This is a genomic window from Candidatus Eremiobacteraceae bacterium, from assembly GCA_035710745.1.
GTDB lineage: Bacteria > Vulcanimicrobiota > Vulcanimicrobiia > Eremiobacterales > Eremiobacteraceae > JANWLL01.
Genome location: DASTCX010000018.1, coordinates 10,001 through 32,366 on the forward strand (window position 1 = coordinate 10,001; position 22,366 = coordinate 32,366).

The 22,366-nt window shown below is 65.8% G+C and carries 22 protein-coding genes (1 of these 22 only partly in view); 7 read left to right on the forward strand and 15 right to left on the reverse strand.

Annotation, left to right across the window (positions count from 1 at the left end):
• The 7 genes from VFO25_07190 to VFO25_07220 form a co-directional block, all read left to right on the forward strand.
• Nucleotides 1-625, forward strand: partial view of a CheR family methyltransferase gene (locus VFO25_07190; protein ID HET9342679.1) — the 3' portion only. The gene continues 866 nt to the left of window position 1, outside the view; the window shows 625 of its 1,491 coding nt (coding positions 867-1,491); its start codon lies beyond the left edge, outside the window; its stop codon occupies nt 623-625.
• 3 nt (nt 626-628) lie between these two features.
• Entirely contained in the window at nt 629-1,645 is a 1,017-nt protein-coding gene (locus VFO25_07195; protein HET9342680.1) for a chemotaxis protein CheW, read from the forward strand.
• Nucleotides 1,642-3,282, forward strand: coding sequence for a methyl-accepting chemotaxis protein (locus tag VFO25_07200; GenBank protein ID HET9342681.1), 1,641 nt, complete (start codon nt 1,642-1,644; stop codon nt 3,280-3,282). The genes VFO25_07195 and VFO25_07200 overlap by 4 nt, the downstream gene beginning before the upstream one ends.
• Before the next feature lie 6 nt (nt 3,283-3,288).
• The gene (locus VFO25_07205) at nt 3,289-5,505 is read left to right on the forward strand and encodes a response regulator (GenBank protein ID HET9342682.1); all 2,217 of its coding nucleotides are present in this window, start codon (nt 3,289-3,291) and stop codon (nt 5,503-5,505) included.
• Nucleotides 5,502-6,554, forward strand: a complete 1,053-nt coding sequence (locus tag VFO25_07210) for a chemotaxis protein CheB (protein HET9342683.1) — start codon at nt 5,502-5,504, stop codon at nt 6,552-6,554. The genes VFO25_07205 and VFO25_07210 overlap by 4 nt, the downstream gene beginning before the upstream one ends.
• Complete coding sequence (locus VFO25_07215; protein HET9342684.1) at nt 6,554-6,952, forward strand: response regulator; 399 nt, start codon at nt 6,554-6,556, stop codon at nt 6,950-6,952. The genes VFO25_07210 and VFO25_07215 overlap by 1 nt, the downstream gene beginning before the upstream one ends.
• Nucleotides 6,953-7,158: 206 nt before the next feature.
• Nucleotides 7,159-7,599: a hypothetical protein gene (locus VFO25_07220; GenBank protein ID HET9342685.1), complete on the forward strand. Its 441-nt coding sequence runs from the start codon at nt 7,159-7,161 to the stop codon at nt 7,597-7,599.
• 119 nt (nt 7,600-7,718) lie between these two features.
• On the opposite strand, the gene recN is transcribed toward VFO25_07220, so the two are convergent.
• From recN to moaC, 15 genes are all read right to left on the reverse strand, one after another.
• Complete coding sequence (gene recN / locus VFO25_07225) at nt 7,719-9,431, reverse strand: DNA repair protein RecN (protein HET9342686.1); 1,713 nt, start codon at nt 9,429-9,431, stop codon at nt 7,719-7,721.
• On the reverse strand, nt 9,412-10,320 hold the full coding sequence (locus tag VFO25_07230) for an NAD(+)/NADH kinase (protein ID HET9342687.1): 909 nt from the start codon (nt 10,318-10,320) through the stop codon (nt 9,412-9,414). The genes recN and VFO25_07230 overlap by 20 nt, the downstream gene beginning before the upstream one ends.
• On the reverse strand, nt 10,317-11,144 hold the full coding sequence (locus VFO25_07235) for a TlyA family RNA methyltransferase (protein HET9342688.1): 828 nt from the start codon (nt 11,142-11,144) through the stop codon (nt 10,317-10,319). The genes VFO25_07230 and VFO25_07235 overlap by 4 nt, the downstream gene beginning before the upstream one ends.
• A 140-nt stretch (nt 11,145-11,284) precedes the next feature.
• Nucleotides 11,285-11,581: an exodeoxyribonuclease VII small subunit gene (xseB, locus tag VFO25_07240; protein HET9342689.1), complete on the reverse strand. Its 297-nt coding sequence runs from the start codon at nt 11,579-11,581 to the stop codon at nt 11,285-11,287.
• Nucleotides 11,550-12,932 carry an exodeoxyribonuclease VII large subunit gene (gene xseA / locus VFO25_07245; protein HET9342690.1) on the reverse strand — a complete coding sequence of 461 codons (1,383 nt, stop codon included), beginning with the start codon at nt 12,930-12,932 and terminating at the stop codon, nt 11,550-11,552. The genes xseB and xseA overlap by 32 nt, the downstream gene beginning before the upstream one ends.
• Before the next feature lie 2 nt (nt 12,933-12,934).
• Entirely contained in the window at nt 12,935-15,088 is a 2,154-nt protein-coding gene (locus VFO25_07250) for a PBP1A family penicillin-binding protein (GenBank protein HET9342691.1), read from the reverse strand.
• Nucleotides 15,085-15,582, reverse strand: a complete 498-nt coding sequence (gene nusB, locus VFO25_07255; protein ID HET9342692.1) for a transcription antitermination factor NusB — start codon at nt 15,580-15,582, stop codon at nt 15,085-15,087. Before nusB ends, VFO25_07250 begins: the two co-directional genes overlap by 4 nt.
• 6 nt (nt 15,583-15,588) lie before the next feature.
• The gene (accC, locus tag VFO25_07260) at nt 15,589-16,944 is read right to left on the reverse strand and encodes an acetyl-CoA carboxylase biotin carboxylase subunit (protein HET9342693.1); all 1,356 of its coding nucleotides are present in this window, start codon (nt 16,942-16,944) and stop codon (nt 15,589-15,591) included.
• A gap of 10 nt (nt 16,945-16,954) precedes the next feature.
• A complete protein-coding gene (locus VFO25_07265; GenBank protein HET9342694.1) occupies nt 16,955-17,509 on the reverse strand; it encodes a biotin/lipoyl-containing protein in 555 nt (184 codons plus the stop codon).
• Nucleotides 17,506-18,807, reverse strand: coding sequence for a 2-amino-4-hydroxy-6-hydroxymethyldihydropteridine diphosphokinase (gene folK, locus VFO25_07270; protein HET9342695.1), 1,302 nt, complete (start codon nt 18,805-18,807; stop codon nt 17,506-17,508). Before folK ends, VFO25_07265 begins: the two co-directional genes overlap by 4 nt.
• Nucleotides 18,800-19,159, reverse strand: coding sequence for a dihydroneopterin aldolase (gene folB, locus VFO25_07275; GenBank protein HET9342696.1), 360 nt, complete (start codon nt 19,157-19,159; stop codon nt 18,800-18,802). The genes folK and folB overlap by 8 nt, the downstream gene beginning before the upstream one ends.
• Nucleotides 19,156-20,052, reverse strand: coding sequence for a dihydropteroate synthase (folP, locus tag VFO25_07280; protein ID HET9342697.1), 897 nt, complete (start codon nt 20,050-20,052; stop codon nt 19,156-19,158). The genes folB and folP overlap by 4 nt, the downstream gene beginning before the upstream one ends.
• On the reverse strand, nt 20,045-21,376 hold the full coding sequence (locus VFO25_07285) for a folylpolyglutamate synthase/dihydrofolate synthase family protein (GenBank protein ID HET9342698.1): 1,332 nt from the start codon (nt 21,374-21,376) through the stop codon (nt 20,045-20,047). Before VFO25_07285 ends, folP begins: the two co-directional genes overlap by 8 nt.
• A gap of 3 nt (nt 21,377-21,379) precedes the next feature.
• Nucleotides 21,380-21,868 carry a MogA/MoaB family molybdenum cofactor biosynthesis protein gene (locus VFO25_07290; protein ID HET9342699.1) on the reverse strand — a complete coding sequence of 163 codons (489 nt, stop codon included), beginning with the start codon at nt 21,866-21,868 and terminating at the stop codon, nt 21,380-21,382.
• Entirely contained in the window at nt 21,868-22,341 is a 474-nt protein-coding gene (moaC, locus tag VFO25_07295) for a cyclic pyranopterin monophosphate synthase MoaC (protein HET9342700.1), read from the reverse strand. Before moaC ends, VFO25_07290 begins: the two co-directional genes overlap by 1 nt.
• Between the last annotated feature and the right edge of the window lie 25 nt (nt 22,342-22,366).

Genomic DNA, 22,366 nt, shown 5'->3' on the forward strand with positions numbered 1-22,366 from the left:
CCCGGTCATGCCGCATCAGTATCTGAGGGAGACGCCAGTCGAGCCGCCGCGTCCGAAGAAGGCGAGCGTTCCCAAGAAGAAGACCGCGAGTCGCACGGTTTCTATTCCGGTCCGCGGTGGTCAGACCGCGGCGGTCGACCGTAAAGGTCGACCGCTCCATGGTGACGTCGCGAAGGGTCGATCGGCGAACGCGGTCGACGTCGAACCTCGCAAGAACGAGAAGGCGCGCGAGCTTGTCGCGACCGCCATCAAACACGCACGCGCCGGGAAACTCGACGCCGCCGAGCGTTCGGCGGTCGCGGCGATCGCCGCAGATTCGCTCGATCCCGAGCCGCACGTGCTGTATGCCGCCCTGCTCATGGCGCGCAACTCGCTCAAGGAAGCCGAAACCGAACTGCGCCGAGCGCTCTTCCTCGATCCGGTCTTCGTGCCGGCGCTCTGGCAGATCGGCAACCTCTACGGAATCACCGAGCGCAAGCGCCAAGCCGCGTTCGCGTTCGCGCGCGCGCTGACGCAGCTCGAAGGTCTGCCGCCCGAAACCGAAGCGCTGCCGTTCGACAACCTCTCCGTGGGCGAGCTGACGACGCTTTTGCGCGCCGAGCTCGGCGAGCGGGCGGAGGCATAGACGATGAACGCTGCCTGGCACGCGCAAACGACATCGGCTTCGAGCCTCACGCAGTCGCATCTGCTCGCGCGCGTCGACCGCTTCGATCTCGCATTCCCGGTCGAGCGCATCATCTCGGTCCACGAAGCGCCGCTCGTCTTCACAGTGCCCGGCAAGCAGCCCGGCATCCTCGGCGCGGTCAAGGTCCGCGGTGAAGCGATCCCGGTCGCGGACGTACGGCGCAGCTTACGGATCGCATCGAAACAAGTCGAGCACGACGATCGGCTCATCATCATCCGCAGCGCGGGCGATCGCCACGTCGGCGTCATCGTCGATCGTGTGCTCACGCTCGTCGACGTCCCCGAAGGCGTTCTCCAAGGTCCGGATCCGCTGTTCGGCGACGCGCAGATCAACGGCAACATCATCACCGGCATCGCCGCCGCGCCCGATCTGTGCGCGGTCGTCGATCCCGACGGTCTCCTCGTCCCCGACTCGTGGGATGACGATGCCGATACCGCCGCGGTTCTCGCCGCCGAGATCAAGCCAGACGATCCGCTCGCGAACCGCACTCGTACGCTCGCCGAAACGGTCATCGCGATCGAAAAGTCCGGCACCGACGCCGCGGTCTTCACTCTTTGCGGACAGCGCTACGCCGTGCCGATCGGCAGCGTTATCGAATTCTTCAGCGATGCGACGTACTCGCAGCTCCCGTTCTCATCGGCGTCGATGGCCGCGCTGGTCAACCGGCGCGGCGAAGCGCTTCCACTATATGATGTACGGCCGCTGCTCGGGCTGCGCGGCGACGCGCTCTCGAGCACGGTCGACGGCGTCGTCCTCGGCGGCAACGGCTATCGCGTCGCGATCGCCGTCGACGCGTTCGAGGGTCTTGAAGTGTTGGCCACCGCGGCTGCATCGAGCACGCGGCCGGGCCGTTATTGCGTCTCCATCCACGCCAGCGAGCGTGGAGCCATACAACTCCTCGACGTCGCGGCGCTGACCGCGGCGCCGCAGCTCAACCTGTCAGGTGAGGGACCCATATGATCCAGCAACTGCTTGCCGTCCAACAGCAAACGCTGCGCGGCAAATTGCTTCGCATCCTCGGCGTCGTGCTGCTCGTCGTCGCGGCGCAGATCGCGCTCGCGTTCGCGCTGCCGCGGATGATCTTCGACCGCGAGTCGGACATCATCTCGGGCATCCAGCCGATCTCCGATGCGGCTGCGAACGTCCGGCTCGACGTCCTCTCGATGATCGGCGGCACCGCGCAGTGGGGCCTGTCGAACAGGACCGAAGATCTGTCGCTGTACAACGACGGCTCGACGAGCTTGCCGAAGGACATGGCGAACCTGTCGCGACTCGGCGATCAACAGCCGACGAACGTCAAGAACGCCGTGACGAAGCTGACCGAAGCGGCGCAGGACGAGTCGCAAGTCGTCCAGTCGATCGTCTCCCAGGCGCAAGACGGCACGACCGACATCCGCAAGGCTGTCGCGGGCGGCTTTGCCGAGGAACGCGACAAGATGGGCCGCTTCATCCAAGCGCAGCAAGCGCTTCAGGGCGCGCTCGATGACGAACGTGCGCAAGACGAGCGCAACGTCACGGAGCTGCTGTGGGTGCTCATCGGATCGCTCGTCTTGACGGCTGTGCTCGCGCTCCTCATCGCGGTCTTCCTCGCCGGCGGCACGATCCGCGCGGTGAGCGATGCCGCGGTGCTTCTCTCGAACACGGCCGGATTGATCGCATCGGGCGACTTCACGAGCCGCGTCGAGTTGAAGACCGAAGACGAGTTCGAAGCGCTCGGCGAGGCGGTGAACAACATGGTCGAGCGGCTCGGCGCGTCGCTGCAGCAAGTGCAGACGGCCGTGAACGAATCGACCGTCGCCGTCATGCAGATCGCGACGACCGCCCAAGAACAAGAGCGCATGGCGACCCAGCAGTCCGTCGCCATGAGCGAGATCTCGCAGACGATCCAAGAGCTCAACTCGGCATCGCAGAACACCGCGACGCAGGCCGAGTCGGTCTCGTTCAAATCGCAAGAGAGCGCCGAGATCGCGCGGCGCGGCCGCGCCGACGTCGAGACGAACGTCTCGATGATGCTGGCGCTACGCGACCGGTTCCGTCAGACGTCGGACCGCATCGCGCATCTCTCCGAGCAGATCGCGCAGATCGGCACGATCACGCGCACCGTCGCCGACTTCGCGGCTCAGACCAACCTCCTCGCGCTCAACGCAGCCGTCGAAGCCGCGCGCGCGGGCGAGCAAGGTCGCGGCTTCGCGGTCGTCGCGGCCGAGATCCGCAAGCTCGCCGACCAATCGAAGACGGCGACCGAGCGCATCGACGCGCTCACTCGCGAAGTGCAGCGCGCTTCGGACGAGTCGGTCATGGCGATGATCGAAGGCAGCCGCAACGTCGACGAGAACGCGACGCACGCGGCGCAGACCGGCCAAGCGATCGCCGAGATCATCGAGACGCTCCAGCATACGGTCGACTCGATGCAAGAGATCGCGCTCGCGGCCAAACAGCAATCGCACGGCATCGAGCAGGTCACCCAGAGCATCACGTCGATCAACGCCGCGATGCGCGACACCGTGTCTGCGACGGCGCAGACGCAGGAGGCGACTTCACGGCTCAACGATCTGGCCCTCGGCCTCAAACATCTCGTGGCGGCGTATCGGATCTAAGCGTACATGGAACTCTCGCCGGCCGAGCTGGCCGAGCTGCAAACCGTCTTCAAGGCTGAGTGCGACGAGCATCTGTCGGCCTTGAACGATTTGCTCATGAGCCTCGAGCGCCGTCCAGACGACGCGGAGTCGCTCAACGAGACGTTCCGCCGCGTCCACTCCGTCAAGGGTGCGGCGCGGATGGTCGGTCTGGCGGGCATCGAAGCGATCGCGCACGCACTAGAGACGATGCTCGCTCCGGTCCGCGACGGGAAGCGCAAGCTCGAACGTCGCGAGCTCGACATGCTCTTCGAGGGCACGGACGCGATCACGGTCTTCATGTCGACGGCCTCAGGGACGTCTACCGAGGATCCGAAGGTCCGCGAATTGCTCGCGAAGATGGCGCCGGCCAACGGACACTCGAACGGTGCGTCGACAAAGCCTGCGAGCGAATCAAAGGCCGACACGCCGGTTCCCACTGCATCGCCTGAGGGCCCGAAATCGACGCCCGCCTCCGCGATCGAACTCGCCGTCGAGAACGTCGCCGGCGGTGAGATGGTGCGCATCCCGGCGGACAAGATCGACAAGCTCATCGCGCTGCGCGGCGAGCTCGTCCGCGCGCTCACCGTCGAAGAAGACGAGCTGAAGAGTCTCTCGGCGCTCGTCGACTCGGCGCTCGAAGACATCGAAGAGGCTCGGCGCAAAGCGATCGGTGACGCGGCACAGATGAACGATGCGACGACGTCCGAATTGCGCCGCCGCCGCGAACAGCTGCGCACCGCGCTCTCGCGCATGGCCGAGCGCAACGCGCGCCGCACGAGCGGACTCGAGGAACTGCGCGACAGTCTCGCCGATCTGCGCATGCTTCCCGCCGGAACGATACTGCAGGGCATGCACCGCATCGTCCGCGACGTCGCGCTCAATCAAAGTAAAGAAGCCGATCTGACGATCGCCGGCGGCGACGTACCGATCGACAAGGTCATCCTCGACGCGCTCAAAGAGCCGCTCATCCATCTCGTCCGCAACGCGGTCGCGCACGGCCTCGAGTCATCGGACGTCCGCGCCGCCAACGGTAAGCCGCGATCGGGCAACGTCCGCATCTCCGTCAGCACCGGCACCTCGAGTGCCACGATCACCGTCGAAGACGACGGCGGCGGCATCGACTTCGAGCGCGTCCGCGACTCGGCGATCGCCAACAATTTCGCGACGACCGTCGAAGCGGAGCAGATGACCGAGGCGAAGCTCGTCTCGCTGTTGTTCAAGCCCGGTTTCTCGACGGCGCGCTCGGCCGACCAATTCTCCGGCCGCGGTGTCGGGCTCGACGTCGTCGCCGACCGCATCGCGCAACTGCACGGCAGCTACACGGTCGAGAGCGTGCTCGGCAAGGGCATGCGGGTCTCGCTGCGCGTGCCGGTCAGCTTGCTCACGTCGTCCGTCTTGACGGTCAAAGCGGGCACGCATGAGGTCTGCTTGCGCCAGACCGAGATCCGCGAAGCCGTGCTGCTCAAGCCCGAGGACGTCGTCAACGTCGACGGCCGGATCAACGCGACGGTCCGCGGCGAGGTCATGCCGGTCGTGCCGCTCGCATCGATCGCAGGCGGCGACAACGAGGTCTTCTTCACGCACGACGGCGTCAAGCCGGCGATCGTCATCGAATTCGGCGAACGCGCGGCGGCGCTGGTCGTCGACTCGCTCGAAGGCGTCTCGGACGTCATCGTCAAGCCGCTTCCGAAACCGCTCGGTCAGCTCGCGGGCATCGCCGGTTGTGCCATCCTTGGGAACGGCATCCCGCTGTGCGTTCTCGACGGCGAGCATATCGTCGTGTCGGCGCACGATCGCGGCTCGCGCGGCGCGGTCGTCCATCAGAAGCAGACGGTGAAGCGCAGTCTCTTGATCGCCGACGACTCGCTGACGACGCGCACCCTGCTTCGAAACATCATGCTGAGCGCGGGGTATGACGTCGAGACGGCTGTCGACGGCGTCGATGCCTGGAACAAGGCGCAGCAACGCAAGTTCGACTGCATCATGAGCGATATCGAGATGCCGAACATGAACGGCTGGGAGTTCTGCGCGCGCGTGAAGCGCGACGGCAGGCTCGCCGACACGCCGCTCGTCCTCATCACGTCGCTGTCTCGCGACGAAGAGCGCCGCCGCGGCCTCGAGCTCGGCGCCGACGCCTATATAGTGAAAGGATTGTTCAACGAGACGCAGCTCCTGGAGACCGTGGAGCGCCTTGTCGCGTGAGCAAAGCTCGTTGGGCCCGCGTGCTCATCGTCGAGGACTCGCCGACCGCCGGCCGAGTGCTCTCCGAAGGCATCAGCCGCGATAGCCGCCTGGCCGTCGCCGGCGTCGCGAGAACCGCCAAAGACGCGATGTCGATGGCGAGCCTGCTCAAGCCCGATGTCATGACGCTCGATCTCATGCTGCCCGATCAGAATGGGCTCGCCATCATCCGCAATATCACCGAGCACGCGAACCTGCCGATCATAGTCGTCACGTCGCTGCCGGCCGAGGGCGCCGATTCACTACCCTTCCAAGCGCTCGAGGCCGGCGCGACTGACGTCGTCGCCAAACCCAATGGCGATGCGGCGTCACTTCGGCGGTTCTTCGACGACCTCAACGAGCGGCTCGCATCGATCGCGGTCACGCGATCGGTACCGACGCACGCACCGATCGCGCTCGCGCGGCCGATCCCGATGGCGCCCGAGGCGCACCTCGATTGCGTCGTCGTCGGCGCGTCGACCGGCGGACCGCCGGCGATCGTCGACTTCCTCCGCGGGCTCGGTGAGAGCTTCCCGGCTCCGGTCGTCATCGTCCAACATATCGCGGCGCCCTTCGTCGACGGCCTCGTCCGCTGGCTCGACAAGGAGACGCCGATGTGGATCTCGTTGGCGGATGACGGCGTTCGGCCGCAGCCGCATCATGCGTATCTCGCACCGGCAGGCTGCGACGTCACGTTCGCTCCGAGCGGTCGGCTTATAGTCAAGAAGGCATCGAACGACCGCAAGGGGATCGCGCCGTCGGCGGACGCGCTGTTCGAGTCCGCAGCCGAGACGTACCGTTCGCGCTGCGCGGGCGTGCTGCTGACCGGCATGGGTAGGGATGGGGCGGTCGGTCTCTTGAAGATGCGCAGCAGACGTGCGCATACGTTCGCTCAAGACGAACGGAGTTGCGTCGTTTTCGGGATGCCCGCTGCGGCCGGCAGATTGGGAGCGGTTGAGATGTTCGCCGAACCGAAGGTTATAGCATCACGTCTGCGAAGGCTCGTCGCGAAAAGCGAAAGGATGGCCTGATGAGCAAGACCGTCTTGCTGGTCGACGACAGCGTCACGCAGAGCTTCGCTCTGAAGTTGGCGCTCGTCCGAGCCGGCTTTCGCGTGCTCACCGCTCCGGACGGGCGTACGGCGCTCAAGACGCTCGCGGCGGAGAAGCCCGACGTCGTCGTCGCCGACGTCATCATGCCGATGATGGACGGCTACGAGCTCTGCCGTCAGATCAAGGACAACGCCGATTCGGGGAAGACGCCTGTCATCCTGATGAGCGGCCTCGGTGAGACGCACGACCAATACTGGCGAAAGCACGCCGGCGCCGACCTCTACGTCGCGAAATCCGCGGACGCGAGCCGCCTCGTCAAAGCGGTCGAAGACCTCCTCGCGGGCAACGTGCCGGACGCGGACGCCTCGGCGAACTAGCCCAGGAAACCAAGCGGACGTCTGAGGCGGTCGAGCGCGGCTCGGCCGTCTTCCTTTTTGGATGTCGATTGGGCCGCCCTATTTTTGTCCGACGCCGTCGACTTCGGGCATTAATATAAATGATGGTTCGACGGCGCTGGCGCCTCGAGCCGCCGGCTCTTACGAGTCGTAGCACTTTTTCATTCTTATCGAAAGCGGTGCGACCCGTGAGAAGCTCCGTCTCAATCGATTTCACCGTAGAGCGCAAGCCGAAGATCGACGCATTGTTCGACGAGCCGACGGACGACGTCGTGTCGATCGCTATCGAGGACTCGCAAGCCGGGCTGAGCCTGAGGATCGCGCGATCCGACTTCGAGCGGCTCATCAGCGCCGTCGATTCGCGGCGCAAAGAATACGCCCGGATCAAAGGGCTCTCGCAGCAATCGAAGTTCGTGGCGGACATCCGGCGAGCTCGGGTCGAGGGGCGCCTGAAAGACCGCTTCTTGCCGAGCGACTTGCGCGAGGCGTGTCCGGGCTGGGCGGACGCCACGTATTCGGCCTTCCCGCCGCAGTATCGCCGGGGCAATCCCTCGGGCCACGTGCCTTACTTCGAGCAGAACGAAGACGGCACGTATTCGCTGCTCGAAGAATCCGTCGCTTCGATCTAGACGACCGCCCCGATTAGATTGGGAGCGGTCGAGATTTATCTCGACCGCCGCGGCCCCGCAGAGATAGTGCTGGGGAGCGGTCGACCTTTACGGTCGACCGCCGAGCTTCGCTCGGCCTGCTACGTCTTTGAAGCCGACCTCACGTCGCGTAGGAGCGCCTCCGCGTGACGAAGCGCTTCCGTACCTTGCTCGTCACCGGATAGCATCCGGGCGATCTCGATCCGCAACTCCTCGCGATTGTCGATCATCCGGGCCGCGATCGTGACGCGATCGCGCTTCTTCGCCTTTTCGAGAGCGATATGTTCGTCGGCGTGCGCGGCGATCTGCGCGAGGTGCGTCACGCAGAGCACCTGCACGCGACGCGAGAGCGCGGCTATTCGCGCACCTACGGCACGCGCGGCAACGCCGCCGATCCCGGCATCGATCTCGTCGAGGACGACGATCGGATGCGGGTCGACGTCGGCAAGCGCGACCTTCAGTGCTAGAAGCAGCCTTGAGAGCTCGCCGCCCGACGCGGCCCGCGCGATCGGCCGCTCCGGCTCGTTCGCATTGAGCGAGGCGTAGAACTCGACCTCATCTGCGCCATCCGGACCGATTCCGTCAGCCTTCGGGTCCACCGCGCACCTGAACGCAGCGCCGCGCATGTCGAGAGATCCGAGCTCCTCTCCAACTTTCGCGGAGAGCGTCTTCGCGGCGGCGACTCGCAGTCTCGTAAGAAGCGAAGCGGCGTGCTCTAGCTCGCGCTCGACATCGGCGAGCGACCGCTCGAGGGCGACGATGTCCTCGTCGCGTCCTTCGATCCCGCGCGCGGTTTCGGCGTAGCGCTCGCCGGCGGCGACGATCTCCTCGATTGTTCGGCCGTACTTCTTCTGCAGCCGCTCGATGAGCGTCAGACGGTCTTCAAGCGCATCGATCGCAGCCGGATCGTCTGCGACTTCGTCTGCGCCTGCGGCAACGGCGCTTAGAAGATCGGAAGCGGCGCCTTGAACGCCCTTCGTGCTTTCGGCGAGTTCGCGCAGCCGAGGGCCGAATTGTGCAATGCTTTCCAACGCGACTGCAGCTCTGCCCAGCGACGCAACCGAACCGATATCTGCGTCGTCGAGCGCTGCGATCGCGGCGCGCAAAGCGTTGCCGATCTTCGCCGCGTTCGCGAGCATGGCTCGGCGCTCGTGCAGTTCCTCGATCTCGCTGGACCGCAGGCGCGCCGCGGCGATCTCATCGGCCGCGTAGCGAGCATCTGCGAGGGCTTTGTCCGCTTGAGCCGCCGACATCCGAAGCGCCGACAGCCGACCCACCAGTTCGACGCGCTTCGCGTAGAGCGACCGGACCGAATCAAGCGCTGTCGTCGCGGGTTCTCCTGCGAACGCATCGAGCGCTTCGCGATGGAGCGCCGGCCGTACGAGACGCGTGTGCTCGTGCTGGCCGACGACGTCGAGCAGGATGTCGCCGAGTTCGCGCAGCTGAGCGGCTGTCGCGGGCCGGCCGTTGATGCGCGCGCTCGAGCGCCCCTGCGCTTGCATCTCGCGAGCGATGACGAGCGGCTCGCCCTCGTCCGAAGCGAAGCCGTTGTCGTCCGCCCAACGCCGAGCAACGGCGTTCGGCTCGACCTCGACATGCACGGTTGCTTTTGCGCTGCCTGCACGCACGACGTCGGCGCCTGCGCGAGCGCCGAACGCGAAGCCGATCGCATCGATGACCATCGATTTGCCGCTGCCGGTCTCGCCGGTGAAGACGTTGAGGCCAGGTCCGAGGTCGACGGTCGTCCGATCGATGAGGCCGAAGCCTTCGACCGTCAGCGTCCGCAGGGAACCGTCAGTGCGTCGGACGGCCAACGCTCCCATCCTCGTGTCTGACGGATCGCTTGATCGACGTCCCCCAGTGCAGCTTGCGCTCGAGGACGCGGAAGAAATGGCGATCGTCGAGGCGCACGAAGTGCGCGGCGTACGGCGCGCGCGCGATCTCGATCGACGAGCCCGGCTGCAGATCCGCTTCGAGTCTGCCGTCCGCGTAGAGGTGGGCGGGTCCGCTCGCATCGCGCGGCACGCCGATGCGGATCGTCTCGTCTGCCGCGACGACCAGTGGTCGCGAGAAGAGCGTGTGCGGGCAGATCGGTGCGATGCCGAACGCGTCGAGACCGGGCGCGAGAATCGGTCCGCCCGCTGACAGGAAGTACGCCGTCGAGCCGGTGGCACTCGAGACGACGATGCCGTCGGCGGGGATATCGGCGACCCGCTCGCCTCCGAGCGCGATGCTGAACGTCAGCGTGTGCCCGTGCTCTTTGCGATCGATATGGACGTCGTTTATCGCGAGAAAGCGCTTGCCGTTTTCGAGCGTCGCTTGAAGCACCGTGCGCGCCTCGGTCTCGACGCCGTTCGCGATCAGGCCGCCGAGCATCGTCGCGTAGTCGCTGCGGCTGAGCGCGGTGAGGAATCCCATCCGACCGAAATCGATGCCGACGACCGGGATGCCGAGCGGAACTGCAAGGTGCGCAGCGCGGAGCAGCGTGCCGTCGCCGCCGAGCGAAACGATGAGGTCGGCGCCCGCGGGGAATCCATCGGAAGCGGCGGCTTTCAGACCGACGGCCGAAGCTTGGTCCGGTTTGATCTGGAGAGCGACCTTGGCTTCTTCGGCGATCCGAATGACGGTCTTCGCCGCGTCGACCGCCGAGCGCCGGCGCGTATCGACGTAGATCCCGAGGTTGCCGATGCGTCGCGCGCTCATCTGACGAGCGTTTCGTGAGCGGCCGCGACGACCCCCGCCACGTCGAGGTCGCGTGCTAGGACGCCGCCATCGGCTCGTCCGCCACCGGCGATAACTGCGCCGATAAGGAACTCGATGTTGCCGGCAGGGCCGGTGATCGGCGAGAACGTGAGCCGCGCCGGCGCTAGACCGACGCTTTCAAACGCCGCCATGACGGACTCTATCGCTTTCGCGTGCTCCGATGCATCGCGGACGACTCCGCCGCGACCGACGGCGGCCCGACCGGCTTCGAACTGCGGCTTGATGAGGGCGACGAGCCGCGCGCTATCCGATGCCGAGGCGCGAAGCTGATCGGCCAGTTTCGTCAGTGATATGAACGAGACGTCGATCGTGATGAAATCGAACGGAGCGCCGAGCTCGCGGACGTCGGCGATACGGAAGTTCGTGCGATCGACGACGGTGACGCGCGGGTCGCTTTGCAGCGACCACGCGAGCTGGCCGTAGCCGACGTCGACGGCGGTCACGGATGCGGCGCCGCGCTGAAGCAGACAGTCGGTGAAACCGCCGGTCGATGCCCCGACATCGAGACAGCGCAAGCCTATGACCGGCCACTCGAACGCGTCAAGCGCCTTTTCGAGCTTCTCACCGCCCCGGCTGACGAATCGCGTGTCGTCGGTGATTTCTATCCGAGCGTCGTCGGGTACGCTCGCACCGGCTTTCGTAACGGGACTCCCGTTTACCATGACCTTGCCGGCCATGATGAGCGACTGCGCTCGCTCGCGCGAGATCGATGCGGATGTAGCGACCACCGCGTCGAGGCGGTTCGTCTTAGGCTTGGACGTCATCGAAGTCAGGTTCGATATCGAGCGGCCGCGGCGGTCGACCATAAAGGTCGACCGCTCCCTTTTCTAGCCGAGCTTCGCTCGGCATACCACATTTTCTCAATGGCTAGACCGCGGCGGTCGAGATAAATCTCGACCGCTCCCTACCCACCGTCTTCTTCGTCGTCGGCGTCTTCTTCACCATCCAGGTCGGCGGTGGAGCGGGGCGACTCGACGTCGCGCAACGCTTCCTTCACTTGGACTTCGGCTTCGGCGAGGAGCTCGCGGCAAGCGCGGGCGAGCTTTGTGCCTTCCTTGAACAGCGCGAGCGACTTCTCGAGCGGCAAATTGCCGTCGTCGAGGGTCTCGACGATCTGCTCGAGTCGCGCGAGGCTTTGTTCGAAATTCGGCCCGTCGCCGGAACCGTCGTCAGGCTTCTTCTTGCTCGTCGTCTTCGCCACGAGGATCCTCCTTCGCGGTCACGGCTGCTTCGAGGCGGCCGCGGTGCAATTCTATATCGAGCGGATCGCCGACCCGCGCTGCGGTGCTGTCGACCAGCGCCATGCCGCCCTTATCGAACACGATCGCATAGCCGCGCCGCAGCGTCTCCGTCGGACCGAGTGCGGAAAGTCGCGCGTTTGCGACTTGCAGCGAGTTCGTGCGAGCGAGCATCGCCTGCGCGAGCGAGATGCGCAACTGCTCTTCGAGTTCGACGATCTCTGCGACGGCGCCGGCGAACGCGCGCGCCGTAGCGACCCGCAATCGCATTCCGGCCGACGCGATCCTGCGACGCAATTCCACGGTCCGCCGACGCGGGTCCGAAGTGCGCAGCCTGACCTCGAGTTCGTCGATGCGCTGCGCTCGTGCGAACACGACTTCGCTGGCCGCACCTACGATATCGTCCGATGCGCGATCGACGCGTGTCTGAAGGCCTGACAGCGCACGCCGAAGCGACCCGATGAGCCGCCCCTCGCTGGCATCGAGCGATTTCAGCAAGCGCGCACGATCGGGCGAGACGAGCTCTGCGGCCGCTGTCGGCGTGGCGGCGCGAATGTCGGCGACGAAGTCGGCGATCGTCACGTCCGTCTCGTGACCGACCGCCGATATCACCGGCCGCGCGCACGCGGCGATCGCGCGAGCGACGACCTCGGTGTTGAATGCCCACAGATCTTCGAGGGATCCGCCGCCGCGCGCGACGACGACGACGTCGACCGGAAGCGTCGAAGCGCGCCGGATCGCCATCGCGACCCGCGTCGCCGACGCCTCGCCCTGCACCGGCGTGTGGACGACGACTACCTCGATGTGCGCGCCACGGCGACGGCACGTCGTGAGGAAATCCGCCAACGCCGCTCCTTCGCGGCTCGTGACGATCGCGACGCGGCGGACGAATTCCGGCAGCGGCCGCTTGCGTTCGCGGGCGAACAGCCCTTCGCGCGACAGCTGCTGTTTGAGCTGCTCGAACCGCCGGTGCAGCTCGCCGCGGCCGACCGGAACGATGTCGTCGACGTCGATCTGATACTTGCTCTGCGGGATATAGGTCGTGACGCGACCGCGGATCTCGACTTGCAAGCCGTCGGGAAGAGGAAGCGTGACGTCGATCTGCGACAAGCGATCGCCGAGGCAGATGCATGCGATGCTCGCTTGCGCGTCCTTCAAAGTGAAGTATGCATGGCCGCTCGCCCGGTTGACGTTGCAACCCGAGATCTCACCCACGACTCGAACGCGCTGTGGAAACGCGCCTTGGAGCGCGCGTTTGATCTGCCGGCACAACTCGCCGACGCCGACCGGCGGCGCTTCGAACAACGATCGCATCGTCACGTATCGCGCGGAGGCGCTGTCACCGGCGTCACGGGCGGCGTCGCCGGCACATCAGCGGGCGTCGCGGAATCCAAAGGCGTCGGCGTCGGGGCCTCCGCCTGCGGCGGCAGCGTCACGTCCGGTGCCGGCGTCGACTGATCCACCGGGGCTAACTCGTGCCTGCCGACCGCGACGTGCGCCGTCTGCGAGCAATATTCAAGCGGGGCCGTGCCGTTGAGGAAGTATTCCGCGCGACCGCCTTGCCCCGGCCGCGCTCGGCGATTGTTGCCGCACACTCGCACCACCTGGACGTCGGGCGGCTGCGATTGGAAATCCTCGACCTTCTGATCCGCGAGCGCGGTGCGCATGAAGCGCGCCCAGATGCGCGCCGGCACGTTGCCGCCGTACGATTCGTACATCTTCGAGTAGTCGTCGTTGCCCACCCATACCGATGCCGCAAGCTGCGGCGTGAAGCCGACGAACCACGCGTCGCGAAAGTCGGACGTGGTGCCCGTCTTGCCCGCGGCAGGCCGGCCGATGATCGCGTTCGGATAGCCGGTCCCCTCTTGTATCACGCCCTCCATCATCGTCGTCATGATAAACGCGGCACCCGCCGACATCGCGACGTGACGTTCGGGGAAGCGCGCGTCGTAGACGATCGAGCCGTACTTGTCCTCGACGTAGCGGATGCCGGTCGGTTGCGTGTAGATGCCGCCGTCGGCGATCGTCGAGTATCCCGAGACCATTTCGAGCGGCGAAACGACCGCGGTTCCAAGCGCGAGTGAGAGATCGGGCTGCAGATCTTCGGTGATGCCCATCCTGCTCGCGTAGTCGATGACGTTGCCGATGCCGATATCGTGCGCCAGCTCGACGGCGACGATGTTTCGCGAGAGCTCGAAGGCTTTGCGCAGCGTGATCGGGCCGAGGTATCGATGATCGTCGTCGGACGGCGTGTAATCGCTGCCGTCGCCCGCCGGATACGTCACTTTGGAATCCGGATACACGGTCGAGACGGGCACGCCGCGGTCGACCGCTGCCGAGTAGACGAAGCCTTTGAACGACGATCCCGGTTGGCGCCGGGCTTGCCAGGCGCGATCGAATTGACTCTTGGCCGAGAAGCCGACGCCGCCGACCATCGCCATGATCTCGCCGGTGTGCGGGTCTTCGGCGACGAGCGCTCCTTGGTGCATGCCGTAGCCTTCGGACGCGCCTTCCTTAACGAGCGACGTCACCGCGTTCTGCGCGATCGTCTCGTACTTGGGATCGAGCGTCGTGTATACCGTCAGTCCGTCGTGGAACAGACGCTGCGGCCCGATGATGCTCTCGAGCTGCGCGATGACGTAGGTCGTGAAGTACGGATATTTGTAGGAAAGCACGCCGCCCGAGTTCGCACCGACGAGATGGGCCGGCGCGGCGGATGCGGCGTCCGCTTGGGCCTCGGTCACGAAGCCGTTGGCGACCATCCGGTCGAGCACGTGCTGCTGGCGGTCGCGGGCGAGCTTGAGGTTGGCGTACGGGTTATATAAGGAAGGCGCGGCGACGAGCCCGGCGAGCATCGACGCTTCGGAGAGGGTCAGATGGCTCACGTCCTTGCCGAAATACGCATGACTGGCGGCTTGGACGCCGTACGCGCCGGCACCGAAATAGACGAGATTGAGATATCGCTCGAGGATCTCGTCCTTCGTGTAGTAGCGCTCGATCTCGATCGCGAGCAGCGCCTCTTGGATCTTGCGGCCCATCGTCTGCTCGTCGGTGAGGAACATGTTGCGCGCGAGCTGCTGCGTGATCGTGCTCGCGCCTTGCTCGATCTGTTGGTGCTGCCAGTTGGCGAGCGCCGCGCGCGCGATGCCGCGGATGTCGACGCCCGAATGGCTGTAGAAGCGCTCGTCCTCGCTGGCGACGATCGCCTCGCGCATGACGGTGGGGATCTGCGTGATCGGCACGTAGACGCGGTTCTTGTCGTAGAGCCGCGCGAGCAGCGTTCCGTCGCGCGCGAGAATGCGCGTCGTCCCTGCGGGTTCGATATCGGATAGCCGCGAGATGTCCGGCAGGTTCTTGCCGTAGGCGGCGATGATGCCCAGGGCGGTGATGCCGGCGCCGACGGCGAGGACGAGCACGATCGCGACCACCCAGATCGCGACCCGGCCGATCCTGCGATAGATAAGCTTCATCTCGTGACCGATGGCCGCGTTTTCGCGAGCGCGTCAAGGATCGCGTTGACGAACGAAGCGCTCTTCTCAGTCGACAAGCGGCGAGCCAGTTCGATGGCATGGTTGATGACGTGTGTCGTCTCAGCCTCCGGCCGGTAACGGAGTTCCCACGCGGCGAGATAGAGTATCAAGCGGTCGACGCCCGCGAGCCGTTCGAGCGTCCAACGTTCGAGCAACGGCTCGAGCTGCGCTTCGAGCACCGCTTGGCGCTCGAGCGTGCCGCGCACGAGCATCTCGACGATCGTCCAGTCGGTATCGCGCGGTGCATCGGAACGCTTGTCGATCGCAGGATAGACGGGCTCGTACGGATCCTCGGCCGCCGCGTCGTCGCCGCGCGCGAAAACGCCGACGCCGTTGCGCGCCTGGGCGATGGCGTCATCGAGCGGGCGCCGCCCGATCTCGACGGCGTAGAGGATCTCGACTGCGACGCGGTGTTCGCGGCGTTCTAAGGCCATACGATCTCAGGCAGCGGGCGGCTGCAGCACTTCTTCGCGCAGCCACGTCACGTGCGTGTTCGCGCCGGCGAACGACGGCGACTCCAAGATGCGCTCGTGGATCGGCACCGTCGTCGTCACGCCCTTGATCTCCGTCTCGGACAGCGCGCGACGCATCCGAGCGATCGCGCTCGCGCGGTTGCGATCGTACGCGATGATCTTGGCGAGCAGCGAATCGTAGTACGGCGGGATTTCGGCGCCCGAGAAGATGTGCGTGTCGACGCGGATACCGGGTCCGCCAGGCAGCAACACCGAACCGAGCTTGCCCGCGGCAGGCGCGAACTTGTTGTCGGCGTCTTCCGCGTTGATGCGGCATTCGATCGCATGGCCGCGCGGCTTGATGTCCTCTTGCCGAACGGTGAGCCGTTCGCCGGCCGCGATGCGTATCTGCCAGCGTACGAGATCGATGCCGTAGACGACTTCGGTCACCGGATGCTCGACCTGGATGCGCGTGTTCATCTCCATGAAGTAGAAATTGCCGTCGTCGGTGACGAGAAATTCGAGCGTGCCGGCGTTCGCGTACTCCGCGGCGCGCGTCGCCCGCACGGCCGCCCAGCACAGCTTTTCGCGAACTTCGGTCGGCAGGCGAGGCGCGGGCGCCTCTTCGAGCAGTTTCTGGTGTCCGGGCTTTTGCACGGAGCAGTCGCGTTCGCCGACGTGGATCGTGTGGCCGAACTCATCCGCCAAGACTTGCACTTCGATATGGCGCGGATGGACGAGCAGCTTCTCGACGTAGACGCGGCCGTCGCCGAACGCCGCTTGCGCTTCGCCGCTCGCCGTCTCGAGCCCGGCGGAGAGATCCGCCTCGCGCCCGACGATGCGCATGCCCTTGCCGCCGCCGCCCGCGGTCGCCTTGATGAGCACGGGGTAGCCGACGGTGCGACAAAACGTCTTCGCGTCTTCGAGCGACTCGACGATGCCGGAGCCGGGGATCACCGGTACTCCCGCTTCTTCCATCCGCTTCTTCGCCGATGCTTTGTCGCCCATGAGCGCGATCGCCGCTGCCGGCGGCCCGATGAACTTGAAACCGTGCGACGCGCAGATCTCCGCAAAGGTCTCGCGCTCCGATAGGAACCCGTAACCCGGATGGATCGCATCGACGCCGGCGACTTCCGCCGCGCTGATGATGTTCGGTATGTTGAGGTACGAGCGCGCCGATTGCGGCGGCCCGACGCAATACGATTCGTCGGCCATGCGGACGTGAAGCGAATTGCGGTCGGCCTCGGAGAAGATCGCGACCGTCTTCACGCCGAGTTCTTTGCATGCGCGGACGATGCGGAGCGCGATCTCGCCGCGGTTGGCGATCAGTACTTTGTTGAACACGTCGTGTCTTTCAGATGCGCGGTGGCTCTATGTCGTCGTCAGGCCCGCTTTCGGTGCCTGCGGGTTCGTCCGGCAGCGCTTCGATCGGTCCGGTGTCGATGACGAACAGCGTTTCGCCGAAATCGACCGGTTGACCGTCCTCGGCGACTTGCGCCACGAGCCGGCCGTCGACGCCGGCTTTCACTGGCGTCCGCACCTTCAACGCCTCGATGTATCCGAGAATCTGATCCGGCGCCACTTTCGCGCCGAGCTCCAGGGCATCCGGCGCGCTGTGGAAGATACCGACGACGTCCGCAGCGACGGTCGTGTACGCGCGACCTGGCTCGGCATCCGGCAGGTAGTCGTGCGTGCGGGGCGAGCGGCGGGGTTCGGCGGTTTCGGCATCGAGCGATGATGCCCGCGAACCGGCCTTTTCAAGCGTGACGCTGCCTTCCGGCGTCGTCACGCGAAGCTGCATGAGCGGCGTTTGTGCGAACGCGTCGCAGAGCTCGGGCAAGCGGTCTTCGACGAACTGCAAGAGGTCGGCCGACGCCGAATCCATCCCGTCGTTAGAGTCGTGGGTCACGTGCGGCCGCTTCGCCGCAGATACCCTTGCGGCCTATCGCTTTGCGGCGTTCCAACGCTCCCGGATACGATCATCGCCCGTACGCTGCGACGCACGCGCACCGAGTGTTTCCAATCCTCGCGCATCCTGGCGACGCCGCGACGGAACTCATCATCGGGGATAAGGAAAAACGACGATAAGAATTTGCGTTCGATCCTATCGGCGAGACTCTGGGGATCGTCTTCGAGCTCCATGTGGATGTCGCGCTGTTCGACGTCCTCGAATCCCGCGCGTACCAGGTCGTTCGCGAGCTTCTGCGCGCTCGGAAATCTCGCCATATCGATCGCCGGCAACGAGGTGAAATAGCGCGCATAGATCACTTCGGCGAAATGGCGATGCGGGAACGTCGCGATCGAGAGGACGGCGCCGGGGTCGAGCGCGTGGAGGGCGCGACGAGCGAACGGCTCGACGTCAATATAGTGGATGCAATAGAACGCGGTGATCGCATCAAAGGGTCCGCGCGGCAGCGTCTGGTTCGCATCGCCTTGGAGGTATTCGATCGCCGGCACACGCGCGCGCGCGGCCTCGAGCATCGTTTGGCTTGGATCGTAACCGGTCACGCGGCAGCCGAGTTCATGAAGGCGCTCGGAGAATCGGCCCGTGCCGCAACCGACGTCGAGGACGCGAGCCCCGCGTGTGAGACGCGCCGATTCGACGACCGCGTCGAGCACAGCCTTATCGAATTTCGAAAACGGGCGCAGCTTGTCGTAGCCTTCGCCCGCGCCTCCGGGTGCGTCGTAGTCGACGCGTGGCGGCGGCACGAGCTTTGCAGTTCCGCGAAGTCTAGTCACGCCGCGACGCTCCTCGGCCGGCAAGGCGGCGAGTAGTGCTGCCGCGTTGCGGCCATCGGACGACGCGACAACGTCCGGCGCGATCTCCGCCAGCGGCTCGAGGGCGAATGCGCGCGACGCGAGACGCTCGTGCGGCACTATGAGATCCGGCTCGTCGATGCGCGCATCACCGAGCAAGAACAGATCGAGGTCGAGCGTTCTTGGTCCAAAGCGTTCACGGCGTTCGCGACCGAACTCCCTTTCGATCGCTTGGAGGCGTTCGACCAGTTCGCGAGCACCGAGTCCCGTGTCGAAGGCGGCGACGGCATTGATGTACGAGGGCTGCTCTTTTACGCCCCACGGCTCGGTGAGATAGAGATCGGAGTTGACGAAATCCGTTCCGAGCGCGCGCAGCCGCTCGAACGCTTCGCGCACGATGCCGGCCGAATCGCCGAGATTAGACCCGATGCCGACGAACGCCCTAGCCACGCGGGCGCGTGCGCGAGAGTTCGACTTCGGGCGTCGCTCCGTCGAGCAGACCGGACTTGCGCACGCGGACCGAGGCTCGCTCGACGCGCGGGTCGCGCATCAACTCGTTTAGGCACTCGTCCGCGAGCGCTTCGAGCAGCGAGAACGAGCGCTCCGTGACGACGCGCTCGCAAAGGCGATAGGCTTCGTGGTAATCGACCGCGTCTTCGAGGCGATCCGAGCGGGCGGCGCGCGAGCAATCGACGATGAGCTCGGCGTCGAGTTCGATCTCTTGCGGGTTCGCCCGCTCCGCTTCCGTCACGCCATGGCGGCCCCAAAAGCGCATGCGCCGGATGCGGATCGCGTCCGTCACGGCTTCTGTCCGGTCGAGGTTGAAAGATCCGGCGTTGCGGACCGCGGGTTACGCGCCGCACCGACGCGGCAGATCGCATCCGCGACGTCGATCGCCGGCACGAGCTTTTCGACATCGTGGATCCGCACGATGTCCGCGCCCGCCTCGATCGCGAGCGTTATCGATGCAGCGGTGCCGAACGCGCGCTCTTCTACCGGCAGCCCGGTGATCTTGCCGATGAACGACTTGCGCGACGTGCCGACGAGCAGCGGATACGGCAGCCGTTCGACGAACTCGCCAAGACGCCCGAGCACGAGGACGTTTTGGTCCGGCGTCTTGCCGAAACCGATTCCTGGATCGACGATGACGCGCGCGACGCCGGCCTGTCGCGCCTCCTCAGCCGAGCGTCCCAACGAGTCGATGATCTCGTCGACGCAATCGCCTTCGTAGTCGCTCGCGTTGCGGTTGTGCATGACGACGAGCGGCACGTCCGCGCGCGCCGCGACCTCGACGATGCCCGGAACGGCTCCCCAGACGCAATTGACGATGTCCGCGCCGGCCTCGAGCGCGGCCGATGCGACTGCGGGCTTGAACGTATCGATCGATATCGGCAGATCGACGGCCGCGCGAATGGCTCTCAGCGCCGGAAGTACACGCGCCGCTTCTTCGTCTTCTCGCACAGGCTCGTGACCGGGGCGCGTCGATTCCCCGCCGACGTCGATGATGTCGGCGCCGGCCGCGGCGAACGAACGAGCCCTTTGCACGGCGGCTTCGACGTCGCGGCTCAGACCGTCGCCCGAAAACGAATCTGGCGTTACGTTGATGATCCCCATGACGAACGTCCGCGTGCCCCAGCAGAACTCGCGGCCGCGGATGGTCATCGGGTCGAGTGCGAACGGCCGGATGCTACGCACGCGCGTGACTCCCGTCCGCGACGTTGCGGGCGAACCACTCGCGCAGCCGTGCGACGAGGAATGTCGAGCCGGTGACGACGACGAGTTCGTCGGCCGCCGCCATCCGCCGCGCTATGGTAAGCGCCTCGATCGGGTCGTCGATCGCGCGGGCGCTCACGCCCGCGGCCTCGGCGGTAAGGGCGAGCCGCTGCGGGAGCATCGCCGCGCGATGCGCGACGTCAAACGACGTGAAGATGAAATGCGCGGGCAGCGTCGACCATGTCTCGAGCATCTCGCGAGATGCCTTGCCCTCGGCGACCGCGACGACGAACGTGAAGCGCTTGTCCGGAAAGTGACGCAGCAGACCGCCGCGCAACGCTTCCGCTTTCTCGGCGTTGTGCGCGACGTCGAACAACAGCGAGGGCCGCGATGGATAAAACTCCATGCGTCCGGGCAGCGCGATCGACGACATCGCGTGTTCCACTTGCGTGGGACTCACCGGCAGCACGTCCCGGACCTGTTCGAGCGCGACGATCGCCGTCGCCGCATTGAGCACTTGGAATTCGCCGAGCAGCGGCATCGAAAACGAGTACGCCGCGCGCTCTGTGCGGATCTCTGCGTGCTGCTCGTACGCGCCGCGGGCTTCAGAGCTAATAGCTGCAGCCGACTGCACCCTCGTCAGCGGCGCACCGGCTCGCAACGCCGCCTCTTCGATGACGCGGAGCGCGCCAGGATGTTCTGCCGCGGTCACGACCGGTACGCCCTGCTTGATGATGCCCGACTTGTCGGCGGCTATCTCCTCGACCGTGCCCCCGAGCACGTCAGCGTGATCCGTTCCGACGTTCGTCAGCACGCTGACGATCGGCAACAAGACGTTCGTGCCGTCGAGCTTGCCGCCGATCCCGACTTCCACGACCGCGCAGTCGACGCGCTCTTGCGCAAAAAGCTTAAACGCGAGCGCCACGAGCAATTCGAAGTACGACGGAGCACCGTGCGGGCCGCGCTCCATCTCGCCGACCGCGGGCATCATCTCCTCGATGATCGCGGCGAAACGTTCCTCGCTCACCGGTGCACCGTCGATGACCGCGCGTTCCGTCACCGACCGGAGGTGCGGCTTCGTATGCAGGCCGATTTTGAATCCGGCCGATCGGAGCATCGCGGCGGCCATCGTCGCGGTCGAGCCTTTGCCCGATGTGCCGCCGACGTGGATCGACTTGAATTCGCGCTCCGGATTTCCGATGAGGTCGAGCAGGTCGCGCATGCGATCGAGCCGTCCGGGATGCCGCCGCGACACCGACTCGTTCGTCGTCGTCTGGAGGAACTTGACCGCGCTCGCGAAGTCCATCGATCAGGGCTCCGCCGCATGTTCGCCGACGCTTCCGGCGAGAAGCTCGATGGCGTGCGGCAGCACGCCGGCGATGACGCCGAGCGTCTCGCGCACGCCGCGCGGGCTGCCGGGAAGGTTGACGATGAGCGTCTTACCGCGCACCGCGGCGACCGCGCGCGACAACATCGCGGTGGGGACTGCCCCGACGCTCGCGGCGCGCATCGCTTCCCCTAAGCCCGGCACCTCGTAATCCATGATCGCCAGCGTCGCCTGGGGTGTTAGGTCGCGCGCGCTCAAACCGGTCCCGCCGGAAGTGAGAACGCAATCGACGTCACCGGAATCGCACCACGTCCGCAAGCGCTTTTCGATGAGCGGCCGGTCATCTGCGACGATCTCGCGTGCGACGACACGCGACCCTTTCGGCAGACCCGCTTCCATGACGGGAAGACACCCGTCGTCACGCACGCCGGCTGCGGCCTTGTCGGAAAGGACGAGGAGCGCGAAACGCATCAGGCCTTGTACGTGCCGCTTCGCCCGCCCGATTTCGCGAGCAGCTTGACCGACTCGATGACGATGCCGCGATCGAGCGCCTTGCACATATCGTAGATGGTGAGCGCGGCGACGCACGCGCCGGTCATCGCTTCCATCTCGACGCCCGTCGGACCGGTGCAGCGAGCGCTGCACGTGACCGAGGCGGTGTTGCGCCCGCGCAGCGAGATGTCGACGTCGACGTGCGTCAAAGCGAGGGGATGGCACAGCGGGATGAGGCTCGACGTCTTCTTGGCGGCCATGATGCCGGCGATGCGCGCGGTCGCAAGCGCGTCGCCCTTCTTGAGATCGCCGGACTTGAGCGCTCGGTGCGCTGCCGCGTTCATCCGGATGATCGCTTGCGCCGACGCTTCGCGCAACGTCGCGCGCTTAGCGCCCACGTCGACCATGGTCACCGAGCCGTCCGGACGCACGTGCGATAACTTCGCCTTCACGGCGAAATAGTTACCGCACGACGAA

Bases quoted from the DNA above. Each gene is read 5' to 3' on its own strand.
- VFO25_07195 (HET9342680.1), top strand. From the start codon at position 629: ATGAACGCTGCCTGGCACGCGCAAACGACATCGGCTTCGAGCCTCACG.
- VFO25_07200 (HET9342681.1), top strand. From the start codon at position 1,642: ATGATCCAGCAACTGCTTGCCGTCCAACAGCAAACGCTGCGCGGCAAA.
- VFO25_07205 (HET9342682.1), top strand. From the start codon at position 3,289: ATGGAACTCTCGCCGGCCGAGCTGGCCGAGCTGCAAACCGTCTTCAAG.
- VFO25_07215 (HET9342684.1), top strand. From the start codon at position 6,554: ATGAGCAAGACCGTCTTGCTGGTCGACGACAGCGTCACGCAGAGCTTC.
- VFO25_07230 (HET9342687.1), bottom strand. From the start codon at position 10,320: ATGAGCGCGCGACGCATCGGCAACCTCGGGATCTACGTCGATACGCGC.
- VFO25_07235 (HET9342688.1), bottom strand. From the start codon at position 11,144: ATGACGTCCAAGCCTAAGACGAACCGCCTCGACGCGGTGGTCGCTACA.
- xseA (HET9342690.1), bottom strand. From the start codon at position 12,932: ATGCGATCGTTGTTCGAAGCGCCGCCGGTCGGCGTCGGCGAGTTGTGC.
- VFO25_07250 (HET9342691.1), bottom strand. From the start codon at position 15,088: ATGAAGCTTATCTATCGCAGGATCGGCCGGGTCGCGATCTGGGTGGTC.
- nusB (HET9342692.1), bottom strand. From the start codon at position 15,582: ATGGCCTTAGAACGCCGCGAACACCGCGTCGCAGTCGAGATCCTCTAC.
- VFO25_07285 (HET9342698.1), bottom strand. From the start codon at position 21,376: ATGGACTTCGCGAGCGCGGTCAAGTTCCTCCAGACGACGACGAACGAG.
- VFO25_07290 (HET9342699.1), bottom strand. From the start codon at position 21,868: ATGCGTTTCGCGCTCCTCGTCCTTTCCGACAAGGCCGCAGCCGGCGTG.